The organism is Oceanobacillus sp. FSL W7-1281 (genome assembly GCF_037969835.1).
GTDB classification, from domain to species: Bacteria; Bacillota; Bacilli; order Bacillales; family Amphibacillaceae; genus Oceanobacillus; species Oceanobacillus oncorhynchi.
The window spans coordinates 4,027,509-4,039,357 of sequence record NZ_CP150214.1; the positions used below are offsets into that span (position 1 = coordinate 4,027,509).

Genomic DNA, 11,849 nt, shown 5'->3' on the forward strand with positions numbered 1-11,849 from the left:
TTGGTTGATTAGATTATTTTTCTTGATTTGCTGATAAAATTGTTGGGTCAGTCATTACTTCGATCAATGCTGGAAGTCCAGATGCAATCGCTCTTTCAAATGCGCTTGCAATATCTTCATTCTTTTCAACTCTTTCACCATGTCCACCAAAATTAATTGCATATTCTGCGAAGTTGGGATTTGTCAGTTTTGTTCCCACTACTCGTCCAGGGAATTTCGCTTCCTGATGCGTATGGATAGTTCCAAACATATTATTATTTACAACAATAGAGATGATAGGAACATCATAGCGTACAGCTGTTTCAAATTCTTGCGGAGTCATCATAAATCCGCCGTCACCTGAAATAGAAATGACTGTTTTATCTGGATGAGCTACTTTTACTCCAATAGCCGACGGCATCCCGTAACCCATCGCTCCTGATGTAGGTCCAAAATACGTACCTCCTTCATCATATTTGAAATAACGGGAAATCCACGAAAAGAAGTTACCTGCGTCACTTGTAATAACCGTATTCTTTGGCAGTTCATTTTGAATATAATGGATAACTGATTTCATATTTGCGTATTCTTTATTATCCGTTAATTCAGGTGTTGAAAATTGTGTATACTTTTCGTTTGCTTCTGTTACTTTCTTTTGACGCTCCACATTCTCTTCCGGTTTAATCATGTTAAGAAGCTCTTTTAAAAATTCCTTTACATCGGAAACAATAGGTAATGACGGTGTATAAACTCTCCCCAAAGTATCTGGTGAAATATCTACATGAATCAAACGGCTATTTTGTTCATTTATTAAAGAATAATCATCTGTTGTCATTTGCGAGAATTTAGTTCCAAGCGCTAAAACAAGATCACTATCTTGAATATATTCACTCAGAGACTTTCTAGCTCCCAACCCTAATGCACCAATATAATTTGGATGCGAATTCGGGAATGCATGGAAGCGTCTGAACGCTGTAGCTACGGGAATTTGCATTGCTTCTGCTAATGCAACAAGCTCTTGAGTAGCTTCTGATAGAATTACGCCTCCGCCAGCAATAATAACTGGTTTTTCAGCATTTTTTAGTTCTTCAGCAGCTTCTTGTACTGCATCTACATCAGGACGAATCGTAGTTACCTTTATTGGTTCATGTGTATCTCTAGTTACAATGTCATCTTGCATATCCTCTGGCAATGAAACCAGCACTGGTCCAGGCCTTCCTGAACGTGCTACATGAAAAGCACGGTGCAGAATTTCCGGGATACGGTCAGCATCATCGATTTCTACTGTCCATTTACATAAATCTTTAAAGAATGAAACAAAATCTACTTCTTGAAATGCTTCACGGCCTCTATACGGACGTTCAACCTGTCCAATCAATGCTACAAGAGGAGTAGAATCTTGCTGCGCAGTATGTAGCCCAATCGACAAATTCGTTGCACCCGGACCTCTTGTTGCTGTACAAACACCTACATCACCTGCAGCTTTCGCATAACCTTCAGCCATAAATGAGGCGCCGCCCTCTTGTCTCGCAGAAATGAAATCGATTTCATTTTCTTCGTAAAAAGCATCAAGTACATTCAAATAACTTTCTCCAGGAACGCCAAAAACTTTCGTTATACCTTCTTTTTTCAAAACATCAACAATCGCTTGACCACCAGTTCTTTTTTTTACTTTAGTATCGCTCTGACTAACTTGTGTCATTTCTTTTCCACCTTTGCTATTATTTTTAATTCATCACATAAAAATCTTTTCTAATATTAACTCCATGTACTGCCTCCTCCTGATTAGTAATATTTGAAGGTTGCAATATGAACTCTTAATGATTTGTTTTTAATTGTAAGACATTAATAATTGTTTGTCAATAATCAATATTTAATCTTCTGATTATTATTTCATCAATGATTTATTTTATTTAGTGAAAACCCATAACCACACAAATAGATGACTCCCATGTTAATGCGGAAGTCATCTAGCACCAGCTTAAATCTTTTAGAAAGTAGAATTTTCATGTAAAAAGTTATACATCTATTCTAGACATAATTTTTTCTCGTACATAACGAAGATGTTGATACATTTCTGTAAACGCCATAATCGGATCTTTCTTTTTTAAAGCCCTGTAAATCGCTTCGTGATATTCAACTGTTATCTTTCGCTCACGGAAGGGTATCAAGCTATCAGTTTTTTCATGCGCAATTAGTAATGAGTCGATCATTCCTTCTACTACTGGATTATTTGCGCTCTGGGCAATAATTCTATGAAATTCGATATCTAACGCCCCATAATCATTATTCACGCTTTTTTCAATATCTCTGTTTATCTTCTTTAACAGATCTAATTGTTCATCAGTTATTTTTTCTGCTGCTAGAGTAACCAGCCCTAATTCTAAGGACATTCTTGCTTCAATAACAGCTGACACATTATTAATTGTTAATGCTAACATTGCTCTAAAAGGACTATTTCCTACTTTTTCATTGATATACGTTCCTCCACGCGGTCTTCTTTTGACAATTTCTAATGTTTCTAAAGAACTAAGTGCCTCTCTTAATACAGGGCGACTTACATCAAAATCATCCATTAATTTTAATTCAGACGGCAGCTTATCTCCCGGATGAAGCTGCCCATCCATCAACATGGAAATAATTTGGTTTAACACTTGTTGTGATAATGTATTTCTTTGTATTGTTCCTGTTTTAAATGCTTCCATTACCTTCACTCTCCTTGTACTTAGCAATCAGTATGTTAAAAAAATCACATGCTATATAACTCATTTGATTATTTAGTAAATTATGTAAATAAACTGCGGATAAATTACATCAAGGTTTATTATCATAATTATCGCTCGTAATTGTATGACAAATACATAAGTTTGTCAATTTCAATAATTTTCCAAAGAAGATATCATGTAAACCTTTCTCCTATATCACAGTTGTATATTTACTCCCTGCTATCTTTATCAACTGGAATTTTTATTTCTAAAGTTCTTTCCATTGACTTAAAGTCGATATAAAAAGAAGGATAGAGATTATATCCCTCTCCTTCTTAACATCATTAAAACTACCCATTATTTATAGATATCCGGTTAGTTACGTAACTGGTGCAGGATTAAATAAGGCTAAATCATTTCGAATACCACATTTATCTGCACAAGTTGTTTTCTTACCGCTAGCAGTAGCAATAATATCATGAAAAATTTCCCATCCTACGTCTTCAATTGTCGCTTTTCCTGTAGCAATCGTTCCCGCATTGATATCAATTAAATCATTCCATTGATTTTTTAATTCATTTCTTGTGGAAACCTTTAATACAGGTGCCATTGACAGATTATAAGGTGTTCCTCTGCCCGTTGTGAACACCTGTAAATGCATACCGGCAGCGAGCTGCAAAGTTCCACAAACAAAATCGCTTGCGGGCGTGGCTGCAAAATTTAGTCCTTTTTTTCGGACCTTTTCTCCTGGAGATAAAACATCTGTAATTGGAGATGTTCCAGATTTAATTACTGAACCAAGAGACTTTTCAACGACATTAGATAATCCGCCTTTTTTATTTCCTGGCGACGGGTTTGCTGACCTATCAACATCGCCTTTGTTTAAATATTTATCATACCAATCCATTTCTCTAACAAGAGCGTCCGCTACTTCGCGACTATCTGCTCTTGGTGTTAATAGATGGACCGCATCCCTAACCTCTGTTACTTCAGAAAACAAGACAGTTGCACCAGCTTTAACCAGCAAATCTGCCGCATACCCTACAGCTGGATTAGCTGTAACGCCTGAAAATGCATCACTTCCCCCACACTGAACACCTACTACTAATTCAGAGATTGGAAATTCTTCTCGCTCTCTTTTGTTTAGCCTTTCTAACCTTTCTTCAGCCATCTCCATAATAATTTGAATCATATTTGTGAAGCCATTTTGATCCTGTAACATTACAATATTATCATTATCTTTTCCATCATTTAATCGCGTTGGTTGAAGCTTTTCGCATCCTAAACCGACAACCATGATTTCCCCGCCAAAACTAGGATGTTTCGCTAGATTTTGAATGGTACGGATAGGAATTTTTGCATCACCAGCGTTTATTGCAACACCACAACCATAGTTATGGTTAATGGCAATAACATCTTCAACATTTGGGTACTTTGGAAGAAGTTCTTCCTTTATCTTTTGTACAGCAAACTCTAAAACCCCAACGACACATTGAACGCTTGTCGTTATCCCGAGTATATTCTTCACTCCAGCTGTACCATCAGAGTTTCTGTATCCTAAAAAAGTGTATTCTTCATCTAAGGGTTTCTTCGGTTCTGCTTTTCCGTAGGTTTTTAATGTATTTAGTTCTGGAGGTACTGGTAAATTCATTATGGCGTCTCTTATCCAGGATCCTTTTTCAATTCGATCTTTAGCATATCCAATAATTTCTCCGTATCGGATAATTTCTCCATCTTTTTCTATGTCCTCTAAAGCTACTTTATGCCCTTGAGGAATCATATTTTTTAATTCGAGACCACACTTAAAAACAGTTCCTTGCTTTAAACCTCCATTATTAACAATAATTGCAGTATTATCTATTTCTTTCACTTTAATATAAAGTGGTTCTATATCTTCTTGCATTTTCTCAAACCACCTCTCTGTTGTTTTTCAGTAAATGTATGAAATACACTAAACATATCATCACATTTTATTGTATATTTCATTACCCTGTAACTTCGTTTAATGCAGTAAGTAAGGCTTTAATATATCCAATGGAATAAGCAAATCCCAGGTTAGATGATTTCCAGCCGATATTCGAATTTGCCCATTTTTTATCTTGGTCTGCAATGTCACCTGCAAGGATAGGTACATGATCAGGATTTAGACAACCGTTAAAACCTACTTTTTTTAATTCCAGCAATATCTTAAACATATTCAAGTCCCCATCATCTAGTAAAGCTTCTTCAAATGCTCCGGCCGTCGGTAAACTTCCGCGCACATTTCTAAAATGCACTAAGAAAATCCTGTTTTTTCTACCAAAATGATTTATTTCATCAATGACTAATGGGGACCCACCTTCTTCCGCACGCGTACCAATGCAGTAAACAAAACCTACGTTTTCATTCGGAAAGTCATCAATTATCCTGTGTAAACCAAGCCCTCCGAATGGAGAATCTGGATGTGGTGTATCAGATGGATGCATAGCTATATTCACACCATTTTCTTGAGCAGTCGGCACTAATTCTTTATAAGCCCTTTGAAAAGAATGCCACCACTTTTCCAGTTCTTCTATAGTCGGACTTTCTGCTTTGTCCTTCAGTAAACCAACGCTCTCTCCTCTAGAGATGGCTCCGCCTCTTTGAACCGCTTGATAAGTCTGTGAACGGCCATAAAATACATCGCCTTCAAATCGTTGTCTGACGATTTTTATATTTGCTTCTCCAAAGACTTTAATTGCGTTTACGGAGTTTTCCAATTGCACCCCACTGCCATCTTGATTATCCATAAATGACTCTGTTATATTAGGCAAGGTAACTCTATTAATATCCATCCCCCATGAACGGATTCTTTTTTGAAGTTTTAATAAACTATCCAAATCTGGAAACCCTTGCTCCTTCACACCTGCAAAAGAGTTCCCGTTCCCAAAATCAATCCTGTCCACACCTAACTGGGACATCTGTTGTAAATCCAAATCTGTTAATTCAGTGGTGTTAACGGTTACGGACACTTTCATCATTTACAGCCTCCTTCTATATTATTAATTAGCCGCGTCATAAACTGCCTGGTCATTCTCGGTAATTTCTTTTAACTTCTCAGCTGTTTCTTCTGAATCTAGATAATTTGGAGTTAACCAACTGTTCTTAATCTCCTCTTGAAAAGATTCATCTTTAACTACATTTTCTAATGCTTCTGAAAATGTTTCTACGACCTCATCCGGTGTTTCCGGGTTAAAAGCCCAATAAAAAACTTTATCTACTGACATATCTACACCTTGCTCGGTAAACGTTTCAATATCAGGAGCTCCTTCTAAGCGTTCATCAGCGATTACACCAAGGGAAACAAAATCTCCAGACTCAATATAATCTTGTACTAGCCCAAGAGATGTTGGTACAATATCTACTCTTCCTCCCAATAAAGCAGTAATTTTATCGGAAGCACCACCGGCATCAACAATATTAAATTCAACTCCTGTTTTTTGTTCAAACTCTAACACTTGCAAATGTGTCATCGCACCAACTTCTGTAGCGACCTTGACTTCACCAGGATTTGCTTTAGCATAATCAATCAAGGATTCGATATCATCAAATGCAGCATCTTTGGAAGCAAGAAATGTATTCGATTGATCAACGATTCCTACACCTGCATATTTAAAATCTTCAGATGTATAGTCAGCTAATCCATAAATATTATTAACTAACATTGCATTATGGTAAGCCAATACAGCATGTCCATCTGGTTCCTTAGATAATACTTCTTTAATACCTGTTGAACCCCCAGCCCCTTCTACGTTCGTAATGACGATTGATTCACCAAGTTCCTGCTCCAGATATTTAGCAGTAATACGTGTATTCAAGTCTGTATCCCCACCCGCTCCAACTGGAACAACTACCTCAATTGGTTTTGATGGATATTCGTTTTGTGCATTTGAATTTTCCCCATCTGAACATGCACTTAAAATTACAATTAGAAAAACAACGGCTAAACTTTTCGTTAAAATATCCACGATCTTCTTCAATGTAATTCCTCCCTTTTCTATTCTTTTTATTTAATTTACTTTGTGAAGCTTTTGTTTCTTTCTATTACTGTATATTTTCATGGCAATAGATACGACTGTTAGAAGTAAGAATCCTGCAGCTATTGGTTCTGTTAAAAAAGGCATAAAGTTTCCTTCAGATAACATTAAACCTCTGCGTAGGTTTGTTTCTAGAATTGGTCCCAGGATAAAACCTAGAACAAGCGGTGTTAATGGCATTTTAGCTTTGATCATAAGGTAACCAATAATCCCAAAGAAAAACAATGCGCCTACATCAAATAAACGATTATTCACACCAAATGCACCAACAACACACAACGCTAGAATAATAGGTAAAAGAATAGCCTGAGGAATGCTAAGCAATCGCACAAATCCCCTCATACCTAAGAATAAAAACACTGCCATCAAAATATTTGCAATGATTAAAGCAGCAAATATTCCATATACTATATCACCGCTATTTTGAATCAACATTGGCCCAGGCTGCAATCCATGTAAAACAAGGCCTCCGAGTAACATAGCCGTAACTGTATCACCTGGTATTCCTAAAGAAATAAGCGGAACTAACGCTCCTCCAATAGCAGCATTATTTGATGATTCAGAGGCTACAACACCGCTAGGGTTCCCTTTACCAAATTCTTCAGGATTTTTAGAAAGATTTTTTGTCGTTGCATAGGCGATAATATTTGCTGTTCCGCCCCCGATGCCTGGCAATATTCCAATACCCAAACCTAACAATGTTGACCGAAGGAAGTTCCATTTTTGTGCAAAATATTCCTTCATTTTTACTCGATAACTAATTTTTTTCAGATGGGTAGATTTATTATCTTTGACTTTCTTTTCAGCAGTAATCAATATTTCTGACACTGCAAATAATCCAATTAACACTGGCAACAAGTCGAAGCCAGCGTCTAATGAACTGAATCCAAATGTAAATCTTGGAAACGCATCAATTGGTGCTGAACCAACCATTGCAAATGCTATACCGAGTGCTCCTGACAAAACACCTTTGACCATCGAATCTCCCGAAAGACTTGAAATTAACGTTAAGGAAAAAATAACAATCGCAAAAAACTCAAATGGGCCAAATTCTAAAGCAACCTTACCTAACGGCGGAGCAATCATGATCAATGCAATGATACTTATTAGCCCTCCAAAGAAAGAAGAAACGATTGCAAAAGAAAATGCTTTTCCAGCTTCCCCTTTTTGAGCCATTGGGTATCCATCAAATGTTGTAGCAATGGAGGATGGAGTTCCTGGAAGTTTCAATAAAATTGCTGGAATCAAACCACCTGAGACACCTCCAATATACAATCCCATCAAAAGAGACATCCCTGCGACAGGATCCATCCCATATGTAATCGGCAAACATATAGCAATTGCCATCGTAGCTGTTAAACCTGGTATAGAACCAAATATAAGACCTAAGATTACACCAACAACAATTAACAGGATTATTTGAAAAGTAAAAACTGAATTAAAACCTTCTAATAACATATTAAACATTTTCTGACCCCCTTACCCAAAAATTCCTGTTGGAAGCATGACATAGAACACATTACGAAAAACGAAATAAATAATGGAAGATGTAATAATTGAAATAACTCCATATAAGAAGACATTTCTAATTGTCCATTTCGAGAAAAGCAACATTTGTATGATGAGATAAGCAATCGTAGTAATTAAAAAACCTAAGATAGGAATTAGAAATAAATAAACAAACAACAAAATTATTGTAAATATCAGATAAATGAAACCGTTTTTATTATCTGTTTCCTCTTCATCCTCTGTAACAGGTATTTCTTCTTCAATTTTAACCTCCTTCTTGTTTTTAAAACCGCTTACAATAATAGGAATGCTCATTATCGCAATTAATATTGCAATCATTCTAGGCATAAAATCTGCTCCAATTACGCTTTCTGTTAGCGCTTCCATATTAAGAGAGCCTGTAAACATAACTATTGACAGCACCATCAAAATAATACCTGTGATTAAATCATTGTAATTCCTTTCCATTGGATTTCCCTCCAATCCATCACATTTTTATTACTTTTCGTAATTGTATGACAAATATATTTATATGTCAATAAAATTTTTTGATTTTTTAAAGATTACCTCTTCAAGTCTTTTACTTTTTGATATAGCCCTAATTAGAAAAGCAATTCACCAATAAATTCCGTATGAATCAATCGCAGATAATTGAGAAACCTTATTTCCTTCAATATAAAAAGAAACTCAAAACTAAATTAGAGCTAAAATTCTTTATAATTAATGTAGTTTTCATTGTATTTGTATTTACAAGTGTTATCTTCCAATGTGGAAATATATTATTACTTCACCCTAATTGGGTAGTTTTTATAGTGTACTATGAAAGGTATTGAAAGAAGAAAAAAGCAGACTACGATAAAGCTGTTCTGCTTTATTTACCAAAGAAAAGATACTAGAAGCATTAATTGGTGTATTGGATTACCTAAAAGAATGGAAAAGCAAAAAAACATCAACTCCTTAGATTATTTTTTAAAGGAGCTAATGTCAGTATTCTTTGAGAACATGTATATAGACTATAAAAAACTCGAGAAGACTGGGATCTGATTTTTAATTGCCTTGCATTTAGTTCAATATGGAGCATTATCCTGAATTCTATTGATTTTGGAGGCTTCTTAATTTCCAGATTACCTCTGCACGACCATGGATAGCTTTATCTCTAGATAATACAGAATTTTAAATAACTGCTGCAAAGCTTATGTTGAGCTTTCTAGATTGACATTAATCTTTAGGTATCATCTCCATATGCTAATACAGAATACAAAAGCTCATAAATAAAAAGTATTCTTTTCCATTAAATTTCTTTCATCATTATTTAAATTCTGAATGACTCTTTCATTATAGTATTGGCCAACAGTTGCTAAAATTGCATTTATAATAGTAAAACTAGAAACATGGGAATAATGGGCGGATAATGAATCTACTGATGTTAAGAAAAAGTAGTCACTCATAGGTACAATTGGGCTATTAATTCTATCTGTGATGGAGACAACTTTTGCATGTTTTTTTGTTTTTACATATTCTATGCATTCAATTGTATGTTTGGTATAACGTGAAAAAGAAAAAGCAATAACCAGACTTTGCTCATCGGCTGTCATTAAACAATTGTCTAAATCCATTCCAGTAGATGTAATAGGCGTTACGTTCCCTAACATTCTATTCAAAGCAAACCCTAAATAATATGCGTCAGCAATAGACGAGCGAAAACCTAACGTATAGATATTTCTGGCTCCTCCAATCAACCTGATTACTTCTTCAAAATCATTCATATTCATTTTATCTATCGTAGATTGAATGTTCGAAATGTCTGTATTCACGCTTTGGCTAAAGGCATTGTGTTTGTTAATTTTATTACTCGCCATTTGCAATCTTCGGCTAGTCTGATTAAATATGAATTCTTCTTGTATCGATGATTGCATCTCCGAAAAACTCTTATACCCCAAATTACTGGCGACACGAATAACAGTTGACTCACTCACTTCAATATTTTCACCTATTTTTGATGCTGTCATATAGGAAGACTTTTCTATATTATTGATGATATAATCCGTTACTAACTTCTGAGATTTAGTGAGCTTTATGCTGTTTTCTTTCACACGATCCAGGAATAATTTCTGAACTGAAATAGATACCCCCTCCTTTTATGCTCATCATTATTGGTCTTATATGAGTTTCAAAAATATTAATAAATCATTAGCTTGAAGCTCTGTAGGATGGTGAACATATATTAACATAAATGAAACAGGATACAGCTGACGGAAGGTGTCATAGCTATTAGAATAGCCATTCTCCGCTGAATCCCAATCCTTATTTAGCCTGCTCTACTTTTTTGCATGATGTTTTACTAAGCGTAAAAACATGAAAAATGATATTCATATACTGTCAGATATTAATTATTGATATAATATTGTTATACCCCTAATAACTTCACTTATTTTCTTAATATCATCCTCTCCAATTTCACGATGTGTAACAAAGCGAACTTTATATCTCTCTAAAGCGCTAGCTAACACCCCTCTTTCTTTCAACAGCTGAACAAATTTAACAGAGTCGATACCCAACTCCTTAACAGACAGGATGACAATATTTGATTCTACCCCCGTTGAATCTATTTTAAGTCCCGGAAGTGACTCTAGCTTCCTTGCCAGTTCTTTTGCATTTTCATGATCAAAAACAAGCCGGTCTATCATTTTTTCTAAGGCAATGATTCCGGCAGCGCCAACCACTCCTGCTTGCCTTGTTCCGCCTCCTAGTGTCTTCCGCCATTTTCTAGCTTTAGCAATAACCTCTTTCTTTCCTGCTAATATGGATCCCATCGGAGCACTTAAACCCTTTGAGAGACAGAATTGAACCGTGTCTGCATACTGAGCAATTTCCTTAGGAGGAACACCTAATCCTATGGCAGCATTAAAAATTCTGGCTCCATCTAAATGAACGGAAATCCCTTGGTTATTCGCAAGATTATAAACTTCTTTCATATAACTAGTCGGCAATATCCGGCCGCCTGATCGAGCGTGTGTATTCTCAAGAGCTATTAAACTTGTATTCGGATAATGAATATCCTTTCCACGAATGGCCTCCTGAATATCATCCATTTGCATTTGACCATTTATCCCTTCTAACGTCCGTGCCTGAACACCAGCCAGAGAAGCAAGTCCGCCCGTTTCATAATAGAAAAGGTGAGAGTCCTTTTCTAGGATAATTTCTTCTCCTGGCTGGGTTTGGCTTAACACAGCTACTTGATTTGCCTGCGTGCCACTTGTGAGAAACAAAGCCGCTTCTTTTCCAAGTAGATTAGCTGATAATTGTTCCAGCCGGTTAATTGTTGGATCCTCGCCATATACATCGTCGCCAACCGGAGCAGACAGCATTGCTTCTCTCATTTCTTGCGTCGGTTTAGTAACCGTGTCACTCCTTAAATCTATTTGCATAATGAATATCATTCCTTTCAACGCGTTAAAAGCACAAGAAAATCTTGAAAATAACTCTCCTCCCCGCTGGAGGCGTCATAATCTAAAGTAGATAAACAGATGTCCTCCGTACGAGAGGGGGGAGCAGAGTATATGCTATCCTTATAACAAGCTGTCAAAGTTACATTTAATAG

9 protein-coding genes are annotated in these 11,849 nt (G+C 36.0%); all 9 read right to left on the reverse strand.

Annotated elements, in window-relative coordinates:
* Positions 1–13 precede the first annotated feature (13 nt).
* Positions 14–1,681, reverse strand: coding sequence for a thiamine pyrophosphate-dependent enzyme (locus MKX55_RS19725; protein ID WP_339234364.1), 1,668 nt, complete (start codon positions 1,679–1,681; stop codon positions 14–16).
* 316 nt (positions 1,682–1,997) lie between these two features.
* Positions 1,998–2,684: a FadR/GntR family transcriptional regulator gene (locus tag MKX55_RS19730; RefSeq protein ID WP_339180021.1), complete on the reverse strand. Its 687-nt coding sequence runs from the start codon at positions 2,682–2,684 to the stop codon at positions 1,998–2,000.
* 379 nt (positions 2,685–3,063) lie between these two features.
* Positions 3,064–4,587 carry a galactarate dehydratase gene (gene garD, locus MKX55_RS19735; protein WP_339180023.1) on the reverse strand — a complete coding sequence of 508 codons (1,524 nt, stop codon included), beginning with the start codon at positions 4,585–4,587 and terminating at the stop codon, positions 3,064–3,066.
* Positions 4,588–4,669: 82 nt separating this feature from the next.
* Complete coding sequence (locus MKX55_RS19740; RefSeq protein ID WP_339234366.1) at positions 4,670–5,683, reverse strand: mannonate dehydratase; 1,014 nt, start codon at positions 5,681–5,683, stop codon at positions 4,670–4,672.
* 21 nt (positions 5,684–5,704) lie between these two features.
* On the reverse strand, positions 5,705–6,682 hold the full coding sequence (locus MKX55_RS19745; protein WP_339234367.1) for a tripartite tricarboxylate transporter substrate binding protein: 978 nt from the start codon (positions 6,680–6,682) through the stop codon (positions 5,705–5,707).
* A 30-nt stretch (positions 6,683–6,712) separates the two neighbouring features.
* Positions 6,713–8,206: a tripartite tricarboxylate transporter permease gene (locus MKX55_RS19750; protein ID WP_339234370.1), complete on the reverse strand. Its 1,494-nt coding sequence runs from the start codon at positions 8,204–8,206 to the stop codon at positions 6,713–6,715.
* A gap of 12 nt (positions 8,207–8,218) precedes the next feature.
* Entirely contained in the window at positions 8,219–8,716 is a 498-nt protein-coding gene (locus MKX55_RS19755) for a tripartite tricarboxylate transporter TctB family protein (RefSeq protein WP_339234372.1), read from the reverse strand.
* A gap of 797 nt (positions 8,717–9,513) precedes the next feature.
* A complete protein-coding gene (locus tag MKX55_RS19760) occupies positions 9,514–10,341 on the reverse strand; it encodes a MurR/RpiR family transcriptional regulator (protein ID WP_339234374.1) in 828 nt (275 codons plus the stop codon).
* Between the two features lie 297 nt (positions 10,342–10,638).
* Positions 10,639–11,676 (reverse strand): low-specificity L-threonine aldolase, encoded by a 1,038-nt coding sequence (gene ltaE, locus MKX55_RS19765; protein WP_339234376.1) that lies wholly within the window; start codon positions 11,674–11,676, stop codon positions 10,639–10,641.
* Positions 11,677–11,849 lie beyond the last annotated feature (173 nt).

Excerpts from the sequence above, each read along its gene's own strand:
- MKX55_RS19740 (WP_339234366.1), bottom strand. The coding sequence starts at position 5,683 with ATGATGAAAGTGTCCGTAACCGTTAACACCACTGAATTAACAGATTTG.
- ltaE (WP_339234376.1), bottom strand. The coding sequence starts at position 11,676 with ATGCAAATAGATTTAAGGAGTGACACGGTTACTAAACCGACGCAAGAA.
- MKX55_RS19755 (WP_339234372.1), bottom strand. The coding sequence starts at position 8,716 with ATGGAAAGGAATTACAATGATTTAATCACAGGTATTATTTTGATGGTG.
- MKX55_RS19730 (WP_339180021.1), bottom strand. The coding sequence starts at position 2,684 with ATGGAAGCATTTAAAACAGGAACAATACAAAGAAATACATTATCACAA.
- MKX55_RS19725 (WP_339234364.1), bottom strand. The coding sequence starts at position 1,681 with ATGACACAAGTTAGTCAGAGCGATACTAAAGTAAAAAAAAGAACTGGT.
- garD (WP_339180023.1), bottom strand. The coding sequence starts at position 4,587 with ATGCAAGAAGATATAGAACCACTTTATATTAAAGTGAAAGAAATAGAT.
- MKX55_RS19750 (WP_339234370.1), bottom strand. The coding sequence starts at position 8,206 with ATGTTTAATATGTTATTAGAAGGTTTTAATTCAGTTTTTACTTTTCAA.